Consider the following 23,583-nt stretch of genomic DNA (forward strand, 5'->3'; position numbering starts at 1 on the left):
TTCCCCTATGTCCCTTGGCCCAGTCGTATCAGTGATGGTTTCGGTCGCCGTCGACGGCCCCTATTCCTATCGGGTGCCCGAGGGGATGGCGGTCGAGCGCGGCTCGATCGTCGTCGTGCCGCTGGGGCCACGGCCGACGCTGGGAGTGGTGTGGGGAGAGCCGAAAGACAATTTCGCCCATAACCGGCTCAAGGACATCGCGCACGCCTTCGAGGTGCCGCCGCTTTCCGACGAGCTTTTAAAGACCGTCGACTGGGTGGCGCGCTATACGCTGGCCCAGCCGGGGATGGTGCTGCGCGGTGCGCTGAGGAGCCGGGAGGCGCTGGACCCGCCACGTCCGATCATCGCGTATAAGAGAACCGGCCCCGAACCCGAGCGCATGACCGAGGCGCGGGCCCGGGTGCTTTCGGTGATGGAGGACGGCTACCCCTGGGCCAAGCCGGCGCTGATCGGGGCGGCGGGGGTTTCGACGGCGGTGGTCGACGGGTTGGTGAAATCGGGGTGCCTCGAGGCGGTGGAAATACCGGCGCCTCCGCCCGTGCTGCCGCCCGAGCCCGACTTCGCGCCGGCCAGGCTTTCCCCGGCGCAGCAGGCGGCGATCGAGAAAATCCGCGCCCATGACAATGGCGGATTTTCGGTGGCATTGCTCGACGGCATCACCGGGTCGGGCAAGACCGAAGTGTTCTTCGAGGCGGTGGCCGATACGCTGAGGGCCGGCAGGCAGGTGGCGATCATCCTGCCCGAGATTGCCTTGACCCACACCTTCCTCGACCGGTTCGAAAAGCGCTTCGGGCAGCGGGCCGCCGAATGGCATTCGGAAATGACGCCGGTGCAAAGGGCGCGGGTGTGGCGCGGGGTGCTGACGGGCGAAGTGCGGGCGGTGATCGGGGCGCGGTCGGCGCTATTCCTGCCGTTTCGCGAGCTGGGGCTGTTCGTCCTCGACGAGGAACATGACGGGGCGTTCAAGCAGGCCGACCGGGTGAACTATCACGGGCGCGACATGGCGGTGGTGCGCGCCTCGCTGGCCGATGCGCGGGTGCTGCTCTCCTCGGCCACCCCCTCTGTCGAATCGCGCAACAATGCCGAGACGGGGCGTTACGCGCATGTGCGGCTCGAAAGCCGTTTCGCGGATGCGGCGCTGCCCGACATCACCGCCATCGACATGCGGGCCGACGGGCCGGAAAAGGGCCAATGGATCGCCCCGAAGCTGGCGCGGGCGGTGTTCGATGCGCTCGATCGGGGCGAACAGGCGCTGCTGTTTTTGAACCGGCGCGGATATGCGCCGCTGACCCTGTGCCGGGCCTGCGGGCATCAGTATCAGTGCCCGGACTGCTCGACCTGGCTGGTCGAGCACCGATTCCGGGGCGTTTTGATGTGCCACCATTGCGGGCACGAAGAGCGGGCGCCCGAAGTGTGCGGCGCCTGCGGGGCGACGGATTCGCTGGTGGCGGTGGGGCCGGGGATCGAAAGGCTGGCCGAGGAGGTCGCCGAGCGCTTTCCCGGCGCGCGGCCGGTGGTGCTCTCGTCCGATATGGGCTCGATGCGCCAGATCCGCGACCGCTTCGCCGAGATCGCGCGCGGGGAATACGACATCATCATCGGCACGCAATTGGTGGCCAAGGGGCACCATTTCGAAAAGTTGTCGCTGGTGGGGGTGATCGATGCCGATCTGGGGCTGGCCCATGGCGATCCGCGGGCGGCGGAAAAGACGTTTCAGATTTTAACGCAGGTCACCGGACGCGCGGGGCGCGAATCGCGGTCGGGCAAGGCGTTCCTCCAGACCTATCATCCCGACCACGCGGTGATGCGGGCGATGATCAGCGGGGACCGCGAAGGGTTCTACGCCCATGAGCTGGAGGTGCGCCGGCAGGGCGGGCTGCCGCCGTTCGGGCGGCTCGCCGCGCTGATCGTTTCGGGCAACGAGCATACAGAGACCATGGGCTATGCCAGGGCGTTGATGGCGGCGGCGCCGCTGGCGGCAAATGTCAGCCGCTTCGGGCCGGCGGACGCGCCCGTGGCCATGGTGCGCGGGCGGCACAGGGTGCGGATTCTTGTGCAAAGCCCCAAGGATTTCGACCTTTCGGGCTATGTGCGATTCTGGCTGGAAAACGGGCCTGCCGCCAAGGGAAATCTCAGGGTTCAGGTCGATATCGATCCCATGAGTTTTTATTGATCTAGGCTGGCCGGCTCAAGATAAGAGAAATGCGACATTTGGGTCGCCGCGATTTGGCCTTGATCCGCTTGCGCGGGCGTTTTCGTCATGGTAAGGCCACCCCGGAATTTCAGGGCAGGTCCTTCGTCTCGGCTGCTCTTTGTGAATACCAGATCAACAGAACCAGATGCCGCCGCCGCCGAGATTTCGGCGATGACGACGACCTAGGGCGGGGCAAGCAGCGGGGTTATGAAGGCTTGAGCGCACCACGATCCGTTCTCTCAAAGATCGCGCGGCCCTATGCGTCGGCGCTTTTCGACCTGGCAAGCGAAGCGGGCTCGGTCCCGGCCGTGGAAGCCGATCTCGATGCCATCGCGGATTTGATCCAGTCCTCGGACGATTTCTCCCGGTTCCTGTTCAGCCCCACCATCGCGACCGATGCCAAGAGCGCCGCGCTCAATTCGGTGATCGAAAAGACCGGTCCGGTCGAGTTGGTTGCCAACACGCTCAAGGTCGTCGCCCAGAACGGCCGGCTGTTCGCGCTTTCGGAGATCATCGCCGAATTCAAGCGCCTCGCCGCCGAGGCCCGGAACGAAGTGAGCGCCGAAGTGACTTCGGCAGCGCCTTTGTCCGACCAACAGCAAAGCGAACTCGCCGCCGTCCTCAAGGACAAGATCGGCAAGGACGTCTCCCTCAATACGCGTGTCGATGAAAGCCTGATCGGCGGCCTTATCGTCAAGGTCGGCAGCCAGATGATCGACACCTCCCTCAAGACAAAACTTTCGGCCATGAAGATCGCCATGAAAGGGGTCAGCTAATGGATATCAAAGCTGCGGAAATTTCCGCGATCCTCAAAGACCAGATCAAGGATTTCGGCAAGGAAGCCCAGGTTTCCGAGGTCGGGCAGGTGCTCAGCGTGGGTGACGGCATCGCGCGCGTCTTCGGGCTGGACAAGGTGCAGGCCGGCGAGCTGGTCGAATTCCCCGGCGGCATCAAGGGCATGGCCCAGAACCTGGAAGCCGACAATGTCGGCGTCGTGATCTTCGGGTCCGACCGCGACATCAAGGAAGGCGACACCGTCAAGCGCACCGGCGCGATCGTCGACACCCCCGTGGGCATGGGCCTGCTGGGCCGTGTCGTGGACGGGCTGGGCAATCCGATCGACGGCAAGGGTCCGATCGAATACACCGAGCGCCGCCGCGTGGACGTCAAGGCACCGGGCATTCTGCCGCGCAAATCCGTGCACGAGCCGATGTCGACCGGTTTGAAGGCCATCGACGCGCTGATCCCCATCGGCCGCGGCCAGCGCGAGCTGGTGATCGGTGACCGCCAGACCGGCAAGACCGCCATCGTTCTGGACACCTTCCTCAACCAGAAGCCCGCGCACCAGGAAAACCGCGAGAACGACAAGCTCTACTGCGTCTATGTCGCGGTGGGCCAGAAGCGCTCGACCGTTGCCCAGTTCGTCAAGATGCTGGAGGACAATGGCGCGCTCGAATATTCGATCGTGGTTGCCGCGACCGCTTCGGACCCGGCGCCGATGCAGTTCCTGGCGCCGTTCACCGGCTGCGCCATCGGCGAATATTTCCGCGACAACGGCATGCATGCCGTGATCGCCTATGACGACCTTTCCAAGCAGGCCGTCGCCTACCGCCAGATGAGCCTGCTGCTGCGTCGTCCTCCCGGACGTGAAGCCTATCCGGGCGACGTGTTCTATCTGCACAGCCGCCTTCTCGAACGCGCTGCCAAGATGAACGAAAACCACGGTGCCGGTTCGCTGACCGCCCTGCCGATCATCGAAACCCAGGCCAACGACGTTTCGGCCTATATCCCGACCAACGTGATCTCGATCACCGACGGCCAGATCTTCCTTGAGACGAACCTGTTCTTCCAGGGTATCCGTCCGGCCGTGAACGTTGGTCTGTCCGTGTCCCGCGTGGGTTCGTCCGCTCAGGTCAAGGCGATGAAGCAGGTTGCCGGCTCGATCAAGGGCGAGCTCAGCCAGTATCGCGAAATGGCCGCCTTCGCCCAGTTCGGTTCGGACCTCGACGCTGCGACCCAGCGCCTGCTGAACCGTGGCGCGCGTCTGACCGAGCTTTTGAAGCAGCCCCAGTTCTCCCCGCTCAAGACCGAAGAGCAGGTCGCTGTGATCTATGCCGGCGTCAACGGCTATCTCGACGATCTTCCGGTGCGCGGCGTGCAGGCGTTCGAAAAGGCGCTGCTCTCCACGCTTCGCAGCAAGCATGCCGACCTTCTGGGTGACATTGCCCAGGAAAAGGCGCTTTCCGACGGGATCAAGGATCGGCTCAAGTCTGCGCTCGACGCCTTCAAGAAGACCTATACCGCTTAAGACCGGCGGATCGGCTGGCAAGGAGCTTTCGGCGCAATGCCCTCTTTGAAAGACCTCAAGAACCGGATCAACTCGGTCAAGTCGACCCAGAAGATCACCAAGGCCATGCAGATGGTCGCGGCGGCCAAGCTCCGCCGCGCCCAGGACGCCGCCGAAGCCGCGCGCCCCTATGCCGAGCGCATGGAAAAGGTGCTGGCCGGGCTGGGCGCCGCCTATGAGGGCCGTCCGGACGCGCCGGCGCTCCTGGCGGGCACGGGCAAGGACGACGTGCACCTTCTGGTGGTGGCGACCGGCGAGCGCGGGCTGGCCGGCGGCTTCAACTCCTCGATCGCCCGCATGGCGCGCGAGCATGCCCAGCGGCTGATCGCCGAGGGCAAGACCGTCAAGATCCTGACGGTGGGCAAGAAGGGCGCCGATATCCTGAAGCGCGGCCTTTCGAAAAACATCACCGAGCAGATCTCGCTGCGCGACGTCAAGCAGCTCGGCTACGCCACGGCCCAGGGCATCGGGGAAAAGATCCTCGCGCTTTATGAAGCCGGCGAGTTCGACGTGGCGACGCTGTTCTATTCGCGCTTCCAGTCGGTCATCTCCCAGGTGCCGACCGCCCAGCAGCTCATTCCGGCCAAGTTCGACAAGGCCGAGGGCGAGGAGATCAAGGCCGGCGCGGCGATCTACGAATACGAGCCCGACGAGGAGGCGATCCTCGAAGACCTGCTGCCGCGCAATGTGAGCGTGCAGATCTTCCGGGCGCTGCTCGAGAACAACGCCTCGTTCTTTGGCGCGCAGATGACGGCGATGGACAACGCCACCCGCAATGCCGGTGAGCTGATCACCAAGTTGCAGCTGAGCTACAACCGCCAGCGTCAGGCGCAGATCACCAAGGAACTGATCGAAATTATTTCGGGCGCCGAGGCGCTCTAGCAATTTAGGCTCTCGCGTTCCCCAACGGAAAAGTCTGCAACTTTTCCTTAGGAACGCACCAAGACACAGGGACAAGAACCATGGCAGAGACTAAAATCGGCCGCGTTTCCCAGATCATGGGCGCCGTTGTGGACGTCACCTTCGACGACCACCTGCCGGCCATTCTGAACGCGCTGGAAACCGACAACAACGGCAACCGCCTCGTGCTCGAAGTGGCGCAGCACCTGGGCGAGAACACCGTGCGCACCATCGCCATGGACACGACCGAAGGTCTGGCCCGCGGCACCGAAGTGCGCGACACGGGCGAAGCCATCTCGGTGCCGGTGGGCGACGAGACGCTCGGCCGCATCATGAACGTGATCGGCGAGCCGATCGACGAAGCCGGTCCGGTCAACACGCCGACCCGCCGCACCATTCACCAGCCGGCGCCCGAATTCGTCGACCAGGCCACCCAGGCCGAAATCCTTGTGACCGGCATCAAGGTCATCGACCTTCTGGCCCCCTATGCCCGTGGCGGCAAGATCGGCCTGTTCGGCGGCGCCGGCGTGGGCAAGACGGTGCTGATCCAGGAGCTGATCAACAACGTCGCCAAGGCTCACGGCGGTTACTCGGTGTTCGCCGGCGTCGGCGAGCGCACCCGCGAAGGCAACGATCTTTACTACGAAATGATCGAATCGGGCGTGAACAAGGACCCCAAGGAGAACAACGGTTCGACCGAGGGTTCCAAGTGCGCGCTGGTCTTCGGCCAGATGAACGAACCCCCGGGAGCCCGTGCCCGCGTGGCGCTGACCGGCCTGTCGATCGCTGAAGACTTCCGCGACAAGGGTCAGGACGTGCTGTTCTTCGTGGACAACATCTTCCGCTTCACCCAGGCCGGTTCGGAAGTGTCGGCTCTGCTGGGCCGTATTCCTTCGGCCGTGGGTTACCAGCCGACCCTGGGCACCGACATGGGCGCGCTCCAGGAACGCATCACCACCACCAACAAGGGCTCGATCACCTCGGTGCAGGCCGTGTACGTCCCGGCCGACGACTTTACCGATCCGGCGCCCGCCTCGACCTTTGCGCACCTTGACGCGACGACCTCGCTCAACCGCGCCATTTCGGAAAAGGGCATCTACCCGGCGGTCGATCCGCTCGACTCCAACTCGCGCATGCTCGATCCCACCATCGTGGGCGAAGAGCACTACAACGTGGCCCGCTCGGTGCAGGAAATCCTGCAGCGCTACAAGTCGCTCCAGGACATCATCGCCATTCTGGGCATGGACGAGCTTTCCGAAGAAGACAAGCTCACCGTGGCGCGCGCCCGCAAGGTCGAGCGTTTCATGAGCCAGCCTTTCCACGTGGCCGAAGCCTTCACCAACACGCCGGGCATCTATGTCGAGCTCGAAGACACCATCAAGGCCTTCAAGGGCCTGGTGGCCGGTGAATACGACCACCTGCCCGAGCAGGCCTTCTACATGGTCGGCACCATCGACGACGCGGTCAAGAAGGCCCAGCGCCTGGCTGCCGAAGCGGCCTAAGCTTTTGACGGCATGTGCGGGCCTTTCCGGCCCGCACGGGATTTGTTTTAGAGAACGGACAGGGACATGGCCGAAGGCGTCAAAGTCGAAATCGTATCGCCGGAAGTGCTCGTTCTGAGCGCCGAGGCGCGGTCGGTGGTCGTGCCGGGCGCCGAGGGTTATCTCACGGTGATGGGCGACCATGCGCCGCTGATGACCGTGCTCAAGCCGGGGTTCGTCACGGTGGTCGATACCAGCGGGGCCAACAAGAGCTTTTTCGTGGGTGGCGGCTTTGCCGACATTTCCGATGCCGGGGTGACGATCCTGGCCGAGGAGGCCCGACCGGCGAGCGAGTTCGGACGGACCGAAATCGAGGCGAGGATTTCCCAGGCGCAGCAGGCGCTGTCGGCGGCAGGCGAGGGCGACGAGAAGATCGCGGCCCAGAATGCGCTCGATACCTGGCGTAACCTCCTGCTCGAAAGTGCTTCGATCGGTGGCTCGGTGCATTAGGCCCCGGGCAGAACGAATTTCTTGAAAAAAGGGCGTCCGGCGGGCGCCCTTTTTGTTTTGCGGCGGGGTGGAAATCGGCCCGCGAGAGGTTTCGAATTCTTGCCGGGAGGCCACCGAAATCCGAAACGATCATTTAATCTTCTGTCCGTAGCTTTGCGACGATCTCCCAGGAGGGAGAAAATTCGTCGACGAGGAGCTGACGATGCAGGGCTTAATCAGCAGAACGCTGGGGCGCATTCCCATGACCACGACGATCGCCGCGATGGTGGTCGGTGCCGTGTTGCTTTCGGTGGGTGCCGTGGTCGCGGCGGTTTACATCAATCTTTCGGCCAATACCGACCAGGTGGCGCAGCAGAGCCAGCAGTCCAATATCCGGACGGCGGCCACCATTCTGGGTGGCATGGGCGGCATTCAGGTCGACTGGACCGAACAAGGCGACGTGGCGAGCATCGGCACATGGGTGATGCCGCGCTTTTACAACAATGACGTCGCCGATTCGATCGCCCGGGTGACCGGCGAGACGACGGCGATCTTTGCCTGGAACTCGGAAACCGGATTTTTCGAGCAGGTGACGACCTCGATGGTCGATGCCGAGGGCAATCGCATCACGATGGAGCCGATTCCGGGCGACAGCCCGCTGCACCGGCAGGTCCTCGAAGAGGGCGCCGTCTATACCGAGACCATGGTCAATGGCGAGCATTATTATTCGGTCTATCAGCCCATAACCTATCTCTCGGGCACCGATGTGCTGGGGATGCTCTATGTGGGCGTTGGCCAGGATGCGATCACGGCCGTGGTATCCGACACCATGAACCTGCTGCTGATCGTGAGCGGCATTGCCGTCGCCATCATGTGCGTTCTCTCGGTGATCGCCTCGCGTCTGATCGCGCGGCCGATCCCGGTGCTCTCGCAAGTGATGGGCCGGATCGCCCAGAACGAATTCGACGTCGAAGTGCCCTATACCGACCGCCGCAACGAAGTGGGCGAGATGGCCCGCGCCGTCGAGGTGTTCCGCGAGAACGGTCAGAAGATCGCCGCGATGACCGAAGCGGAAGCCGCGCGCATCGTGGCCGACGAAAAGGCCCGCCGGGAAATGATGGGGCAGCTTCAGGCTTCGTTCGGCAATGTGGTGGATGCGGCAATCGCCGGCGATTTCGGCCAGCGCGTCGAGGCCAATTTCGCCGATGCCGAACTCAATGCCCTGGCCGGCTCGGTCAACGATCTGGTCGAGACCGTGGACAGGGGATTGCGCGAAACCGGCAGCGTGCTCGGAGCCCTGGCCAATACCGACCTCACCATGCGGGTGATGGGCGAGTATCAGGGGGCGTTCGCCAATCTCAAGCACGACACCAATGCGGTCGCCGAAAAGCTCTCCGACATCGTGATGGAGCTGCGCGGCACCTCGCGTACGCTCAAGACGGCGACGGGCGAGATCCTTTCGGGTGCGAACGATCTTTCCGAGCGCACAACGCGCCAGGCGGCGACCATCGAGGAAACCTCGGCGGCCATGGAACAGCTTGCGGTGACCGTGATGGACAACGCCAAGCGGGCCCAGGATGCTTCCCAGACCGCCGCTTCGGTCACCCGTTCGGCCGAGGAAGGCGGGCAGGTCATGGGCGAGGCGACCGCCGCGATGGGGCGGATCACCACCTCGTCGGCCAAGGTTTCCGACATCATCAAGATGATCGACGACATCGCCTTCCAGACCAATCTTCTGGCGCTCAACGCTTCGGTGGAAGCGGCGCGGGCCGGGGAAGCGGGCAAGGGCTTTGCCGTCGTCGCCGTCGAGGTGCGCCGGCTGGCCCAGAGCGCGGCCGAGGCTTCGGCCGAGGTCAAGGCGCTGATCGAGCAGAGCGCAACCGAGGTCGATGGCGGCTCCAAGCTCGTCGCCCAGGCGGCCGAAAAGCTTGCGGCCATGCTGGAGGCGGCGCGCGCCAACACCCGCCAGATGGAAGCGATCGCGCGCGACAGCCGCGAGCAGGCCTCCTCGATCGAGGAAGTCAACGACGCCGTACGGCAGATGGACGAAATGACCCAGCACAATGCGGCGCTGGTCGAGGAAACCAATGCGGCCATCGCCCAGACCGAGGAACAGGCGACGGCGCTCGACCGGATCGTGGATGTGTTCCGCGTGGAGCGCGGCGCGGCGGCTGCCCGGCCGCAGGGGCGGCCGGACGACCATGCCCGCTCGCTGCAGGTCAAGGTCAAGCAGGCCGCCGGCGCCTATTTGAGCCACGGCAATGCCGCCGTCGACGAGGACTGGAAAGAGTTTTAGGACTTTTCCGGCAGATCAATGGGAAGGGGCGCGTGGGCGCCCCTTTTTCATTTCAGGGCCGCTTCGACGGCTGCCGCCGCGTGCAGGGTCGTGGTGTCGTAGACGGGCAAGGGGCTGTCATCGTCGGAAATCAGCATGCCGATTTCGGTGCAGCCGAGAATGATTGCCTCTGCGCCCCGGGCGGCGAGGCGCTCGATGGCCTCGACATAGACGGCGCGCGAGGCGTCGCTCACGATGCCGCGACAGAGCTCGTTATAGATGATGCCGTCAAGATTGGTCCTATCCACCTCGGGGACCAGCGGCTCGAGACCGCGGGCGCGCAGCCGGTCCTTGTAGAAATCCATTTCCATGGTGAACCGGGTGCCCAGCAATCCCACCGTTCCCGCGCCATCGGCGAGGAGCGCGTCGGCGGTGGGGTCGGCGATGTGGAGGAAAGGGACCGAAACGGCGCTTTCGATGTCCTCGGCTACGATATGCATGGTGTTGGTGGCGAGGACGAGCAGATCGGCGCCGGCGACCTGCAGGCGCCGGGCCGAGGCGGCCAACAGCTCGCCGGCACGCTGCCAGTCACCTCGAGCCTGAAGGGTTTCGATCGTGGCAAAATCTAGAGAATCCAGGATGATGGGCGCCGAATGCAGGCCGCCGCGCCGGCTGGCGGTGTGCCGGTTGATGAGCGCGTAATATTGTGCGCTCGATTCCCAGCCCATCCCGCCGATGATGCCGATGGTCTTCACGGCTTGCGGGCCTGGATATCTTGCGGCAGGTGGGCGAAGGCGTCGCGCACTTCGAGATAGGCGGGGCGCTTGAAGGGCACGATGATCTCGGGGACCTTGTCGAAATCTTCCCAGGCCCATGCGTCGAATTCGGGATCGATGCCGGGATTGTCGTGGCAGAGAGTGATTTCGGCTTCTTCGCCTTCGAAAAGGAAGGCGAACCATTTCTGGCGCTGGCCGCGATACTTGCCCTTGAGCGCGATGCCCAGCACCTCGTCGGGCAGATCATATTCGATCCAATCGGGCGCTTCGGCGAGAAGACGGATGGTGCGGATGCCGGTTTCCTCGAAAAGCTCGCGATAGGCGGCGCGCAGGGGCTCCTCGCCATCATCGATCCCGCCCTGCGGCATCTGCCAGGGAGCGTCGACTTCCGAGGTGTCGGGGCCGGGGGTGAGGATGCGGCGGGCAATGAAGACTTTGCCCTCGGCATTAAAGAGCGCGATGCCGACGCAATCGCGGTAGGGCATGTCCTCGCGCCGCGGAGACTGGGTCATTGATTTGCCTCGAGTGTGGAAAGAGTGCTGACCGGGACCAGTAGATACTGCTCCTCATCGAGCGTATCGGCCCAATCGGCCAGGGTGCGGATGGATACGGGCAGCGCCGAAAGGATGCCGAGGGCCTGGCCGCGTTGGTCGGCGGCTGCCTTGAGGCCGTCGAGCGCGCTCATGATGGCCGCCTGGGAGGGATTGGTATCGATCACCGCGTCGATGCGGGCATAGGGAACATCGTTCTGGCGCGCCAGTTGCGGGGCGACCGACCGGTTGGAGCTGCCATCGTCGAGATAGGCCAGCCCGCGCAGCCCGAGCTCTTCCATGACGGGCGCGAAATCGGCGGCCGAAGCGGTAAAGCGCGCACCCATATGGTTGAGAACGCCGGTATAGCCGGTCATCCGCGTCAACAGCCAATAGAGCTTTTCGAGGTTGTCGCGCGGCGGCTGATCCACCAAAAGAGTATGGGGGCCGGGATCGTTCTGGGGATAATCGAAGGGTTCGAGCGGAATTTCGAGCATGAGTTCATGCCCGTCGGCCCGTGCCTCGTCGGCCAGCGCGGTGAGGTTTCCGCCATAGGGGGCGAAGGCGAGTGTCACGGTGCCCGGTAGCGCATCGATGGCTTCTCGTGTGGTTGCCTCGCTCAGCCCCAGGCCGGATACGACCACCGCGATCAGCTTGCGTCCGCCGGCCGAGGCGGGGGAAATCGAAGGCCGGGCGTAGGCCTCATGGGGCGCAAGGCCGCTGGGGCTGACGCGGGGCAGGGGACCGTTTTCGGTCATCTCGAAGAGATCCCGGTTCGGGCCTGCCGCGGCCAATTCGTCATCGTCGGCGGGGATGTCGGAAAGGGTGATGATCGAGGGGCCGTCCGCGGGCGTCGCGGTGGCCTGGGCAGGTTCGGACGGGCTGGCGAGTTCGATCGCCACCGGGTTCTCGACCGGCTGGGTGTTGACCGGCGCTTCGGCGACAGGGCGTCCGCCAAGGGGATCGTCGACAAGAACGATCCAGCCGACAACGCCCAGAACGATGAGCGCGAGGAGCGCCGCGCCGATCCGTCCCCATGGCCAAGCCATCGGGGAGGGCGATCCCGACTTGTTATTCTTGCGGCGTTTGCGGCCGAGCGGGGCGCTCAACTCGTCGGTCATGGCACTTGTGTTCCGGTTTCCCCCGAGCACTGGAACGGTTCGGCCCCCCGAACGGGGGGCCGAGTTGTCGAGCCGTCTATTCGGTTTCGGTGGTTTCGGCCTCAGCTTCGGCCGCTTCGGTATTCTGCTGGGCCACCACCGCATCAGGATTGGGCGGGAAGGCCGGGTCCTCGGTTTCGCCCAGGATGAGATCGATGGCGTGCTGGAGCTGATTGTCCTCGGCCTTGTCGGCGGGAACATAGACCGAAGAGCCGACCGTTGCCTCCTCTTCTTCGCCCGCGATATGGCCGGCAAGGCCGGCCTCGCCGATGATGGTATCAAAGCCCTGGAGTTCCTCGGGAACGTCCTGGAGCACTTCGATATCGGGCGTGATGCCGAGCGCCTGGATCGAACGGTTGTTGGGCGTGTAGTAGCGCGCCGTGGTCAGGCGCATGGCGCCGTCAAAGCCCAGGGGAATGATCGACTGGACGGAACCCTTGCCGAAGGACCGGGTGCCCACAAGCGTGGCGCGGCCCTGATCCTGGAGCGCACCGGCCACGATTTCGGCCGCCGAGGCCGACCCGCCATTGATGAGCACGATCACCGGCACGTCGGCCAGCATGGCGTCGAGCTCGTCGGGACGGGCATCGTAGCGCGAGTTCTGGCTGTCGATCCGCCCCCGCGTCAGCACCACCGAGCCCTGGGAGAGGAAGGCATCGGCCACGAACTGGGCCTGATCGACAAGCCCGCCGGGATTGTTGCGCAGGTCGAGAATGATGCCGGTGGGCGCTTCGCCGTCGTTTTCGGCAAAGATCTCGCGGATGGCTTCATCGAGGCCGCTGAAGGCCTGGCCGGAGAACCGCGAAAGGCGGATGACGGGCACGTCGCGTTCCATGCTCCAGCGCACCGCCGAAACCTCGATGATGTCGCGGGTGAGGGTCAACTCAATGGGCTGGTCGACACCTTCACGGGCGATCACGACATCCACATCGGTGCCGATTTCGCCGCGCATCAGCTCCACCGCCTCGTCAAGGGTCATGCCCATGACCTGCTGGCCGTCGATCTCGACAACGAAATCATTGGCGAGGATCCCGGCGCGCGAGGCGGGGCTTTCGTCATAGGGGGTGACGACCTTGACCAGCCCCTCTTCCATGGTGACCTCGATGCCCAGGCCGCCGAAGGTGCCCGAGGTGTCCTCGCGCACATCGGCAAAGCTCTCGGGCGAAAGGTAGGCCGAGTGCGGATCGAGCGAAGTCAGCATGCCCTGGATGGCGGCGCGGATCAGTTCGGTCTCGTCGGGGGCTTCGATATATTCGTCGCGGATGCGATCGAGCACCAGCCCGAACAATTCGAGCTGACGATAGAATTCGTCCTGCTCCTGTTGGGTCATTTCGCTTTGTTCGGTCTGCGCCGCGATCGGACCGACCGACACAAGCACCGCCATGAGCGCGATCAGAGCCCGCTTGAAAACCACCGCCATCAGCTCGTTCCACTTTCCTGTTGCTGGGAGCCGGCAGTCCACCATCCTTCCGGATCGATGGGAATGCCGCCCTCCCTCAATTCTATATACAATGCCGGGCCCGATCCGCCACCATCGTCCCCGGACGCTTCGCCCATGGTGCCCACGCTCGTTCCCATTTGCACGAAGGCGCCGCGCTCGACCGACACGGTTTCGAGGCCCGCGAGCACCACGAGATAATCCTGACCGGCATTGAGAATGACGATTTGGCCGTAATTGAGGAAGGGGCCGGTATAGACCACCCAGCCATCGGCGGGGGCGACCACGGTGGCATCCTCTGTCGTGGACATCGTCAGGCCCTTGGCGGTGCCGCCAAAGCCGTCGGCGGCGCCATAGGTGGTGACGGGCACGCCGCGCACCGGGGCTGTGAGATAGCCCTTGGCGGCGGCGATCGGCACGGCTGGCTCGGTGCGCGCGGTGTCGGCGAAAGCGAGCTCAAGCGTCTCGGGATCGAGGGTGGGGACGGCTTCGCCGGCATTAGCGGCGCGGGTGGCCTCGTCGGCGGCGGTGACGGCCGCGATGCGGGTATCGAGGCTCTCGATCAATTGTTCGAGAGACGTGGCGCGATCGGCGAGCGCCTGGGCTTCGGCCTGCTCGCGCAGCAGGTCCTCGCTCAGCCATTCGAGACCCTGCTGGCGGGCCTGGATGATGGTGGCGATGCGCAGCCGCTCCTCGTTGAGCGTGGTGAGGTTGGCGTTGAGCCGGTCGGCTTCCTCGAGCGCTGTCTGCTTGAGGGCCATGAGCGCGTTGAGATCCTCGGTGACGGTTTCGGCGCGCTGCTGGAGCTGGGGCAGAACCGCGCCCAACAGCATCGCGGCGCGGGCCGAGCCCAGGGCGTCGGTGGGATCGACGATCATGGCCGGGGGCGGGGTGGCGGAGATGCGCTGCAGGGAGGCCAAAAGGTTGGAGATGGAGCGGTCGTGGCCGTCGAGGCGCGAGCGGACGGCCTGTTCCTCGGCGAACAGTTCCTGCAGCCGTTCCTCGATCAGCCGGATATCCTCATCGGCCATATCCACGCGCTGGGCGGCGGCGGTGAGTTCCAGCCCCAACTGTGTGGCGTCGCCATCGAGCGCCTCGATCTCGGCCCGGATGGCTTCGATCCGCTCCTCGCTGAGATCGATCTCGCCCTGGACGGCCTGGAGATCGCCCTGGGCCTCGGCGGCTGTCTGCTCGAGATTGTCGGTGGGGATGGTTTCGGGATCGGGCAGGGGCTCTTCCTGCGCGCCCAACGGCCCGGTGGCAAGCCCCAGGGCAAGCGCGCCCGCCGCCAGGGCGGCAAGGCTCGCAGCGACGATCGAGCGGAAATGGAACGGTCCCACGGGCAGGCTCAAACCGGCAAACTCCGAATCAGCCCGGACAATAGCAGAGACACGGCCATCAATCGCCCCGATGGTAGGGATGGCCCGATAAAATTGTGGTGGCGCGGTAGAGCTGTTCGGCGGCCATGATGCGCACGAGCTGGTGCGGCCAGGTCATGGCGGAAAAGGAAACGACGAGATCAGCGGATTTGCGCAGCTCGGGGTCGAGACCGTCGGCGCCGCCGATCAGCAGCGCTAGGGCCGGGCGTCCGTCGTCGCGCCATTGGGCGATCCTGTCGGTGAAATCGGGGCTGGAGAGTGACCGGCCGCGCTCGTCGAGGGCAATCACGACCGATTTGTCGGGCAGGGCGCCACCGATGGCGCGGGCTTCCTCGGCCTTACGGGCATCGGCGCTCGAAGCGCGCGATTCTGCCAGCTCGATCACCGCAAAATCGGTGAGCCCCAGCGATCGTCCGCCGGCGGTGGCGCGGTCGAGATAGCGCGCCACAAGATCACGTTCGGGCCCGGATTTCATCCGCCCGACGGCAATGATCAGCACCCGCATCCGATTCGGAAACGAATCAGTGCGTGTCGGTTCCGAAATCCGCGGCCCACATCTTTTCGATGTTGTAGAACTCGCGAACCTCGGGTCGGAAGATGTGCACGATCACATCGGAAGCATCGACCAGAACCCAGTCGGCAGCCGGCAGGCCTTCGATGCGGGGCTTGTCGTAGCCGTTTTCCTTGAGCGCCTTGACCAATTGGTCGGCGACGGCTGCGACATGGCGGTTCGAGCGCCCGGAGGTCACCACCATGTGGTCCGAGAGCGACGATTTTCCGGTGATGTCGATGGCGATCGTATCTTCGGCCTTGGCGTCTTCGAGCGACGCGAGAATCAGGTCGAGAAGCTGGACCTGGTGAGCGGCCATGGGTGCGGTATCGTTCGATACCGACTTGTGGGGCGTGGGAGCCATCAAGCGCGGTCCTCCGCCCTATAGGGCATGTGCTGGGTCATCAGGTTGGTTCGGTTTCCTTTTCGTGACCGTATTTCGTTTGTAGCAACGCCTGCATCGCAGCTTGCGTTGCACGCTTCCAATATGAGCGCGGCGCCCCGCTTTGCCAAGGGCGTGCGACGCTCTTATGCGATCATGGATTAATGTCGTTAATGAGACGGTAACCAAACGTCAGGGCTGCTGCGCTTTTCCGTTGCGCAGATCGGTGGAGGAGAGCGAACTCATCAGCCCGTGCAGGAACACCCAGGCGGGCGGGTGCATGGATGCAAGGCGCGGAGCGTCGGCTTCATCGATCCGGCTGCGGGCGAAGCGCAGGGCCGCCTTGGAAAACGGGGCGCAGCGGGTCGAGCCGGGGCGGACATAGACGGCGATGGGGAGCAGGGAGAAAATATCCTCCCAACGCTCCCAGCGGTGAAAGCTCGAGAGGCTGTCGGCGCCCATGATCCAGACGAAACGCCGGTCCGCCAGGGTTTGGGTGAGAAATTCGAGCGTCTGATAGGTGTAGGTAAAGCCGCGCGCCGCCTCGAAACCGGTGACGCGGACGGCCGGATGGTCGACAAGCGCCCGCGCGGCCGCAACCCGCTCGGCAAGCGGGGCGAGGTCGTCGTGGGTCTTAAGCGGATTTCCCGGCGTCACCAGCCACCAGATCGCATCGAGGTTGAGGCGCTTGAGACTTTCGCGCGAGACGAGGCGATGGCCCTCATGGGGCGGATTGAAGCTGCCGCCGAACAGCCCGATGCGCATGCCGGGCGCCGAGGGCGGCAGGTCGGTCGTGCCGGGGAGGATGAGCCGGCTCAAGGACGGGTCTGCCCGTTTCCGCGCACGAGATATTTGAAACTGGTCAATTGCTCGACCCCGACCGGGCCGCGCGCGTGCATCTTGCCTGTGGCTATGCCGATCTCGCCGCCGAAACCGAATTCACCGCCATCGGCGAATTGGGTGGAGGCATTGTGCATGAGGATCGCCGAATCGATCTGGTTGAAGAATTTTTCCACCACCGCCGGGTCCTCGGCGATCACCGCCTCGGTGTGGTGGGAAGAATAATGCTCGATATGGGCGATGGCCTCGGCAACGTCCGTGACCACTTTGACCGAGATGATGGCGTCCTCATATTCGGTGCGCCAATCGTCCTCGGTGGCGGGCTTGGCCGCAACGACGGCCCGAACCGCCTCATCGCCGCGGATTTCGCAGCCCTTCTCGATCAGGGCGTCAACAATGGGCTTGAGATGGGTGGCGACCGCATCGGTGTGAATCAGCAGCGTTTCGGCGGCGCCGCAAATGCCGGTGCGGCGCATCTTGGCGTTGGCGATCACCCTGACCGCGAGATCGAGATCGGCGCTTTTGTCGACATAGACATGCACCAGGCCCTCGAGATGGGCAAAGACCGGAACGCGCGCCTCCGATTGCACGCGTCCCACCAGCCCCTTGCCGCCGCGCGGCACGATGACGTCGATATTGCCATTAAGGCCCTTGAGCATTTCGCCCACGGCCGCGCGGTCGGTGGTGGGGACGATCTGGATGGCGTCCTCGGGGAGACCGCCGGCCTTGAGGCCTTCCACAAGACAGGCGTGGATGGCGCGCGAGGAATGAAAGCTGTCCGAACCGCCGCGCAGGATCACCGCGTTGCCGGCCTTGAGGCACAGCGCGCCGGCATCGGCGGTGACGTTGGGGCGGGATTCAAAGATCACCCCGATGACGCCGAGCGGGGTGCGGACGCGGGAGATGTCGAGCCCGTTGGGTCGCTGCCAATTGGCGATCACCGTTCCGACGGGGTCAGGCAGATCGGCCACTGTCCTCAGCGCTGCGATGATGCCGTCGAGCCGGTCATCGTTGAGCGTCAGGCGGTCGAGAAAGGCGGCGCTCATGCCGCCTTTTTTCGCCTCTTCGATATCCAGCGCGTTGGCGGCAAGAATGTCGCCGCGGCGGATATCGATGGCCTGGGCGGCGGCGCGCAGGGCGGCGTCCTTCTTGTCCGTTGCCGTGTGGGCAAGGATCGATGCGGCGGCGCGGGCACGTCGGCCCAACGCGGCCATGGTGGCTGCGACGTCATCGGTTTGCGGTACGGCGGCGCTCATCATTGCCTCCCCAATTTTTAGTGACCCAAAAGCACGAGATTATCGCGATGCACAAGCTCGGTGCGGGTGGATGGGCCCAGGATATCCCTGATGGTCTCGCTTTTCTTGCCCATGACCAGCTCGGCCGTCTCGCGGTCCAGCCCGGCAAGGCCACGGGCGATCTCATGGCCATCAAGATCGAGCACGGCGACGGTATCGCCGCGCACGAACGCGCCGCGCACCTTGACCACACCGATGGGCAGGAGCGAGCGGCCCGATTTCAGCGCCCGCACCGCGCCATCATCGATGGTGATCTGGCCGGCGACTTCGAGCGTACCCATGATCCAGCGCTTGCGGGCGGCCGTGGCGCTGGGGGTGGGGGCGAAAAATGTGTGCCGGGCGCCTTGGGTGAGAGCGCGCAGCGGATGGGGCGCGGTGCCCAGCGCGATGATCATCGCGGTTCCGGCATGGGTGGCGATCTTGCCGGCCCCGAGCTTGGTGGTCATGCCGCCCCGCGAGAGGTGGCTTGCCGCGCCGCCGGCCATGGCGTCGATTTCGGGCGTGATCTCTGCCACGTGCGGGATGTGCCGGGCGTCGGGATCCTGGGCGGGCGGGGCGGTATAGAGGCCGTCGACATCGGAGAGCAGCACGAGCATGTCGGCTTCGATCATCGTTGCGACACGGGCCGAGAGCCGGTCATTGTCGCCATAGCGGATCTCGAAGGTCGCCACCGAATCGTTCTCATTGATGATGGGAACCGCGCCCAGGCCCAGAAGCGTGTTGATCGTGGTGCGGGCGTTCAGGAAATAGCGCCGCTCCTCGGTGATATTGGGGGTCAGCAGAATCTGCCCCGTGGTGATGGCGTGCTCGCCAAGATGGCTGGCCCAGGCCTGGGAGAGGGCGATCTGGCCGGCGCTGGCCGCCGCCTGGCTCTGGTCGAGCGGCAGCGTCTTGCCGGGCAGGCCCAGGATGCGGCGCCCGAGCGCAATGGCGCCCGAAGAGACGATCACCACATCGCAGCCTTTCGCCTTGAGCGCGGCGATATCCTGGGCGAGCGCCGCGAGCCATTGGGTGCGCAGCTTGCCCGTCGCCCCATCGACAAGCAGGGCCGAACCGATCTTGACCACCAGCCGCTTATAGCCGGCAAGGGCGTCGGGCGTTTGCGCCGCTTCCGCCTGCATCAGGGCACCCATTTGTCCTTGGGCTCGGCGTTGGAGGACCGGCCCTCGTTTTCGGCATTGTGGTCGAGCACATCGAGAACGGCATAAAGGACGGTATCGACATTGTTGCCGGTGGCGCCCGAAATGGTCAGCACTTCGCCGCCGGACGCTTCCTCAAGCGCTGCCTTGCGCTCGGCCAGGGTGTCCGGGTCGAGGGCGTCGATCTTGTTGAGACAAAGGATTTCCTCCTTGTCCTCAAGACCATGGCCATAAGCCTCGAGTTCGGCGCGGATGGTGCGGTAGGTGCCCACCACATCCTCCTGGGTGCCGTCCACAAGATGGATCAGGACGCCGCAACGCTCGACGTGCCCCAGGAACCGGTCGCCCAACCCCGCACCTTCGGATGCGCCCTCGATCAGCCCGGGGATATCGGCGAGCACGAATTCGCGCGCGCCGGCGCGCACCACGCCCAGGCCGGGATGGAGGGTGGTGAAGGGATAATCGGCGATCTTGGGCTTGGCGGCGGTGACTGCCGAAAGAAATGTCGATTTGCCGGCATTGGGCAGGCCCACCAGCCCGGCATCGGCAATCAGCTTCAGGCGCAGCCAGATCCATTTCTCCTCGCCCGGCAGGCCGGGATTGGCGCGGCGGGGCGCCTGATTGGTCGAGGATTTGAAATGGGCGTTGCCAAAGCCGCCATTGCCGCCTTCGAGCAGGACCTGGCGCTGGCCGACTTCGGTGAAATCGGCAATGAGCGTCTCGCCATCTTCCTCAAAGATCTGGGTGCCGACCGGCACCTTGAGAATAACGTCCTCGCCATCGGGGCCGGTGCGGTTCTGGCCCATGCCATGGGTGCCGGTGCCGGCCTTGAAGTGCTGCTGGTAGCGGTAGTCGATCAAGGTGTTGAGCCCATCGACGCATTCGGCGATGACGTCGCCGCCCCGGCCGCCATTGCCGCCATTGGGGCCACCGAATTCGACGAATTTTTCGCGGCGGAAGGCGATCGAGCCCGACCCGCCATTGCCCGAGCGGATGTAGACCTTGGCCTGATCGAGGAATTTCATAGCTTTTCAAGCGCCCTGTAGAAGGCGTCCCGCGTCAGTTCGGTTTCGATATGGTCGATGTCGGTATTTTGGGCAAGGCAGATTCGCTTGCCAATGCCGGTGCGCACAAAACCCAGCTTTTCCTGGATGGCGAGGGAGGCGGCGTTGAAATAGAAAACGCCCGAAACCATGCGATTGGCCGAAGACATGGTAAAATACCAATCGATCACCGCCGCGGCCGCTTCGGTCATATAGCCCTTGCCCCAGAACGGCTCGCCCAGCCAATAGCCGATCTCGGCGTCGCGGCCTTCCCTGTGCATGCCGCAAAACCCCATGAGCCCCTGGCGCGGATCGCAGACGGCAAAGGTTATGGTGTCTGGCGACCATTCCTTTCTCTGCCGGACGAGCCAGTCCACGGCCATGTTGATGGTATAGGGGTAGGGCACGCGCGCCAGGTTCTTGGTCACCTCGAAATTGTTGAGCAGCGCGGCGATGCGCGGCGCATCGCGCAGGCGCGGGCGGCGCAGGATCAGGCGCTCGGTGTAGATCTGAGGCTGCTCGGTCATGGGGGCGGTGAACTCTCAAACGAAAAGGGGAGCCGGTGGCCGGCTCCCCTGATCCATATCCGAGTGCGTCGCCGGCGAGAAGGTCTCCGGCAGCCTCGTTCCTATGCGTCGCGCTTCTTAGGCCACGCGTGTCCGAACCGCAAAACCGTTTCCACTTTTGCTGGACACGCTCTTAGCGCTCCAGGCGAACTGCCGAGTTATTCAGCAGCCTTGACTGGCTCGACCGAGACGAAGCTCTTGCCGCCCGACTTGGTGGCGAAGGTCACCTTGCCGTCGACAAGCGCGAAAATGGTGTGGTCCTTGCCCAGGCCCACATTGGTGCCCGGATGCCACTTGGTGCCGCGCTGGCGCACGATGATGTTGCCGGCGACAACGGCTTCGCCGCCGAACTTCTTGACGCCGAGACGACGGCCAGCGGTATCGCGACCGTTGCGGGACGAACCGCCTGCTTTCTTATGTGCCATGGTTCAAAATCCTCTTGCGTAACTTACTGATCGGCCTTGGCGCGCGGGGGCTTGCCGGCGATCAGGTCCTTGGCCTGGTCGATCCATTCGTCGCGTTCGATGCGGCCCTTGAAGTTGAGCTCCCCATCGATCCTGGCGACGTCTTCAGCGGTCCACCCGGCGATCTGGGTGAGGCTGGTGACGCCGAGGGCGGCAAGCTTCTTTTCCAGAGCGGGACCGACGCCGCCGATCAGCTTGACGTCGTCCTTGAATTCGGCGGCCGGCGCGGCTTCAGCCTTCTCGGCCTTGGCAGCGGCGTGCTTGGCCTCGGCCTTGGGGGCCTCGGTCTTTGCGGCCTTCTTGGGCGCAGCGGCCTTCTTGCCCGAGGGCTTGGCACCGCCGGTGAGGATCTCGGTGATGCGCACCAGGGTCAGTTCCTGGCGGTGGCCGTTCTTGCGGCGGTAGTGCTGGCGACGCTTCTTTTTGAAGATGATGACCTTCTTGTCGCGGAACTGCTCGACCACCTCGCCGGCGACCAGCGCGCCTTCGACGAGCGGAGCACCCAGCGTGACGTCGGCGCCAGCGCCAACCATCAGCACGTTCTCAAAGGTGATGGCATCGCCGGCTTCGCCAGCGAGCTTTTCAACGCGTACCAGATCGTTGGCAGCAACCTTGTACTGCTTGCCACCGGTCTTGATGACTGCAAACATTTCGTGTCGCCGGGTTTCCACCCGGTTCCCTTGGTTCTTCGCACCTGACGGCGCCGCGGGCATTTGCCCAGAGTTTCCGCGGACTTGGCTGGCCGGATCGGAAATCCGGCGGGCGGCCTGTGGCAGCGTGTTTCAAACAAAACAAACGGCGCACAGGCGGGGCCCATGCGCGTTCGGGGTGCTTATGGGTGTAAACGGGCCGCGAGTCAAGGGTGTCGCGGCGTGCGGGGTTCACTCATACCAGTCGCGCTCGACGATTTGTGTCTTGGTGCCAGCGGGAACCAGAGCGGCCAGTTCGGCCGGCTCGAAGCCGGGTTCGTCGAACGGGAAACGATAGTGGAAGGGGTATGCGTAGCCCGGCGCGGTCTTTTCTATGCATTCGACCACCTGGTCGGGGGTCATGGTATAGGGCAGGTTCATGGGGAAGAAGGCGATGTCGATCTTGCCCAGGCGCTCCATTTCCGGGGTCGGCTCGGTGTCGGAGGCGAGATAGACCACCGTGCCGGCAAAATCGAAGAGATAGCCGTTGCCCACGCCCTTTTCGTGGAATTTCTGCCGCTCGGGAGTGGTGTTGTACATGGCTATCGCCTCGATGCCGATGTCGTGCCACCGGGTTTTGTCCCCGTTGGCCATGACGCGCGTGCGGCCCGCGATCTCGGCGGGGATTTTCTGATGCACGATCCGGGGGGCGATGATCGCGGTATCCTCGCCAGCCAGTTTTTCAAGCGCTTCGGCGTCAAGGTGATCGCCATGGTGGTGGGTGAGCACGATCAGCGTGGGAGCGGGAAGATCGGCGAAGCGATCGGCATCCACGGGGTCGCAATAGATGGTTTCCCCGTTCCACTCCATGACGAAGCTGGCATGATGGATCGGGATGATGACCAGAGGTCCGGCAGCGGTCTGATAGCTGTCGCGTTCATACATCGGGTTTCCTTCCGTGCTGTCTTTCGTCCTCTACCCGGGAACAGGGGCATGCCGGGATCGTTCCCCGAGCCCGCGCAATCGGCGGTCATCTTCGCCGCAGGGGCAATTCGAAACAAGGTGTTGCGAGGCACCGTACGCTATGCCATATAGCGCCCACCCAACGACCCCAGGCGGGGCGGCGCCCAGCCGTTCTGCGACACCAAGACGGAGAGGTGCCGGAGTGGTCGAACGGGGCGGTCTCGAAAACCGTTGAGCGCGCAAGCGTTCCGAGGGTTCGAATCCCTCCCTCTCCGCCATTTTCTCATGCCGCCCCCAGGCATTTTTCGAATGGCTTTCCTGTCACCTTCAAGCCCTATAGTGTGGGCGCGAGGGGGTGAGAGATGAAGCTGCCTGATACGACCTGGATCGCCATTGCCATCGCCGCGCTGATGTTCAGCGCCCTGCTGCCGCTGCCATGGACGCATCATACGGTGCTGCGGCTGGCCGGGTTCGGTGGCTCGATCTTTTTTGCCGTGCTGTTGTGGAAGCCCTTGCGGGCAGTGAGCTACGGGCTGATCGCCAGCGCCATCCTTTTCAATCCCATCCAGCCCATTGTCATGCCCGCGCGCCATTGGATGGTGATCTATGTCGTGGCGGGAATGGCGTTTGCGTGCCTGGCGGGGCTGATGCTCAAGGTGGATCGGCAAAAGGACTGATCGCGGCCATCATATGCAATTTTGATAGTCGGTGACGCGGTCCAGGCGTTTTCTTCGAAAGGAGGA

At 64.3% G+C, this 23,583-nt stretch carries 23 protein-coding genes and 1 tRNA gene; 9 read left to right on the forward strand and 15 right to left on the reverse strand.

From position 1 onward, the window contains the following. The first annotated feature begins 7 nt into the window (after positions 1-7). From NO934_RS09195 to NO934_RS09225, 7 genes are all read left to right on the forward strand, one after another. Entirely contained in the window at positions 8-2,173 is a 2,166-nt protein-coding gene (locus tag NO934_RS09195) for a primosomal protein N' (RefSeq protein ID WP_309159660.1), read from the forward strand. Positions 2,174-2,409: 236 nt separating this feature from the next. Further along, positions 2,410-2,970, forward strand: a complete 561-nt coding sequence (locus NO934_RS09200) for a F0F1 ATP synthase subunit delta (RefSeq protein WP_309159661.1) — start codon at positions 2,410-2,412, stop codon at positions 2,968-2,970. Beyond that, on the forward strand, positions 2,970-4,502 hold the full coding sequence (gene atpA, locus NO934_RS09205; RefSeq protein WP_309159662.1) for a F0F1 ATP synthase subunit alpha: 1,533 nt from the start codon (positions 2,970-2,972) through the stop codon (positions 4,500-4,502). Before NO934_RS09200 ends, atpA begins: the two co-directional genes overlap by 1 nt. Positions 4,503-4,538: 36 nt before the next feature. Continuing rightward, complete coding sequence (locus NO934_RS09210; RefSeq protein WP_309159663.1) at positions 4,539-5,423, forward strand: F0F1 ATP synthase subunit gamma; 885 nt, start codon at positions 4,539-4,541, stop codon at positions 5,421-5,423. An 80-nt stretch (positions 5,424-5,503) separates the two neighbouring features. Next, positions 5,504-6,943: a F0F1 ATP synthase subunit beta gene (gene atpD, locus NO934_RS09215; protein WP_309159664.1), complete on the forward strand. Its 1,440-nt coding sequence runs from the start codon at positions 5,504-5,506 to the stop codon at positions 6,941-6,943. A 66-nt stretch (positions 6,944-7,009) separates the two neighbouring features. After that, positions 7,010-7,432: a F0F1 ATP synthase subunit epsilon gene (locus tag NO934_RS09220; RefSeq protein WP_309159665.1), complete on the forward strand. Its 423-nt coding sequence runs from the start codon at positions 7,010-7,012 to the stop codon at positions 7,430-7,432. 202 nt (positions 7,433-7,634) lie between these two features. After that, positions 7,635-9,707, forward strand: a complete 2,073-nt coding sequence (locus tag NO934_RS09225) for a methyl-accepting chemotaxis protein (RefSeq protein ID WP_309159666.1) — start codon at positions 7,635-7,637, stop codon at positions 9,705-9,707. A gap of 47 nt (positions 9,708-9,754) precedes the next feature. Here the strand turns inward: NO934_RS09225 and NO934_RS09230 are convergent, their stop codons facing one another. The 15 genes from NO934_RS09230 to NO934_RS09300 all read right to left on the reverse strand — a co-directional run bounded on the left by NO934_RS09230 (position 9,755) and on the right by NO934_RS09300 (position 22,822). Continuing rightward, positions 9,755-10,441 carry an aspartate/glutamate racemase family protein gene (locus NO934_RS09230; protein ID WP_309159667.1) on the reverse strand — a complete coding sequence of 229 codons (687 nt, stop codon included), beginning with the start codon at positions 10,439-10,441 and terminating at the stop codon, positions 9,755-9,757. Beyond that, positions 10,438-10,974, reverse strand: coding sequence for an RNA pyrophosphohydrolase (locus NO934_RS09235; RefSeq protein WP_309159668.1), 537 nt, complete (start codon positions 10,972-10,974; stop codon positions 10,438-10,440). Before NO934_RS09235 ends, NO934_RS09230 begins: the two co-directional genes overlap by 4 nt. Next, a complete protein-coding gene (locus NO934_RS09240) occupies positions 10,971-12,113 on the reverse strand; it encodes a divergent polysaccharide deacetylase family protein (protein WP_309159669.1) in 1,143 nt (380 codons plus the stop codon). Before NO934_RS09240 ends, NO934_RS09235 begins: the two co-directional genes overlap by 4 nt. Before the next feature lie 76 nt (positions 12,114-12,189). Then, positions 12,190-13,572, reverse strand: coding sequence for a S41 family peptidase (locus NO934_RS09245; RefSeq protein WP_309159670.1), 1,383 nt, complete (start codon positions 13,570-13,572; stop codon positions 12,190-12,192). Next, positions 13,572-14,942, reverse strand: coding sequence for a peptidoglycan DD-metalloendopeptidase family protein (locus tag NO934_RS09250; RefSeq protein ID WP_309159671.1), 1,371 nt, complete (start codon positions 14,940-14,942; stop codon positions 13,572-13,574). Before NO934_RS09250 ends, NO934_RS09245 begins: the two co-directional genes overlap by 1 nt. Positions 14,943-14,988: 46 nt before the next feature. Then, positions 14,989-15,474 (reverse strand): 23S rRNA (pseudouridine(1915)-N(3))-methyltransferase RlmH, encoded by a 486-nt coding sequence (gene rlmH, locus NO934_RS09255; RefSeq protein ID WP_309159672.1) that lies wholly within the window; start codon positions 15,472-15,474, stop codon positions 14,989-14,991. A gap of 16 nt (positions 15,475-15,490) precedes the next feature. Continuing rightward, on the reverse strand, positions 15,491-15,838 hold the full coding sequence (rsfS, locus tag NO934_RS09260) for a ribosome silencing factor (protein ID WP_309163695.1): 348 nt from the start codon (positions 15,836-15,838) through the stop codon (positions 15,491-15,493). Between the two features lie 255 nt (positions 15,839-16,093). Further along, positions 16,094-16,720 carry a nicotinate-nucleotide adenylyltransferase gene (locus NO934_RS09265; protein WP_309159673.1) on the reverse strand — a complete coding sequence of 209 codons (627 nt, stop codon included), beginning with the start codon at positions 16,718-16,720 and terminating at the stop codon, positions 16,094-16,096. Next, a complete protein-coding gene (locus tag NO934_RS09270) occupies positions 16,717-18,000 on the reverse strand; it encodes a glutamate-5-semialdehyde dehydrogenase (RefSeq protein ID WP_309159674.1) in 1,284 nt (427 codons plus the stop codon). The genes NO934_RS09265 and NO934_RS09270 overlap by 4 nt, the downstream gene beginning before the upstream one ends. A gap of 14 nt (positions 18,001-18,014) precedes the next feature. Further along, positions 18,015-19,169: a glutamate 5-kinase gene (gene proB, locus NO934_RS09275; RefSeq protein WP_309159675.1), complete on the reverse strand. Its 1,155-nt coding sequence runs from the start codon at positions 19,167-19,169 to the stop codon at positions 18,015-18,017. Then, on the reverse strand, positions 19,157-20,200 hold the full coding sequence (gene obgE / locus NO934_RS09280) for a GTPase ObgE (RefSeq protein WP_309159676.1): 1,044 nt from the start codon (positions 20,198-20,200) through the stop codon (positions 19,157-19,159). Before obgE ends, proB begins: the two co-directional genes overlap by 13 nt. After that, positions 20,197-20,745, reverse strand: coding sequence for a GNAT family N-acetyltransferase (locus NO934_RS09285; RefSeq protein ID WP_309159677.1), 549 nt, complete (start codon positions 20,743-20,745; stop codon positions 20,197-20,199). The genes obgE and NO934_RS09285 overlap by 4 nt, the downstream gene beginning before the upstream one ends. A 197-nt stretch (positions 20,746-20,942) precedes the next feature. Then, complete coding sequence (gene rpmA / locus NO934_RS09290) at positions 20,943-21,209, reverse strand: 50S ribosomal protein L27 (RefSeq protein ID WP_309159678.1); 267 nt, start codon at positions 21,207-21,209, stop codon at positions 20,943-20,945. 23 nt (positions 21,210-21,232) lie between these two features. Next, positions 21,233-21,898, reverse strand: a complete 666-nt coding sequence (locus tag NO934_RS09295) for a 50S ribosomal protein L21 (RefSeq protein WP_309159679.1) — start codon at positions 21,896-21,898, stop codon at positions 21,233-21,235. Between the two features lie 231 nt (positions 21,899-22,129). Continuing rightward, complete coding sequence (locus NO934_RS09300) at positions 22,130-22,822, reverse strand: MBL fold metallo-hydrolase (RefSeq protein WP_309159680.1); 693 nt, start codon at positions 22,820-22,822, stop codon at positions 22,130-22,132. A 206-nt stretch (positions 22,823-23,028) separates the two neighbouring features. Between NO934_RS09300 and NO934_RS09305 the strand changes: the two genes are divergently transcribed. After that, positions 23,029-23,118 (forward strand) — tRNA-Ser (locus NO934_RS09305). Between the two features lie 84 nt (positions 23,119-23,202). Next, positions 23,203-23,517, forward strand: coding sequence for a DUF6804 family protein (locus NO934_RS09310; RefSeq protein ID WP_309159681.1), 315 nt, complete (start codon positions 23,203-23,205; stop codon positions 23,515-23,517). Positions 23,518-23,583 lie beyond the last annotated feature (66 nt).

This window comes from Pelagibacterium sp. H642, from assembly GCF_031202855.1.
Classification (GTDB): Bacteria; Pseudomonadota; Alphaproteobacteria; order Rhizobiales; family Devosiaceae; genus Pelagibacterium.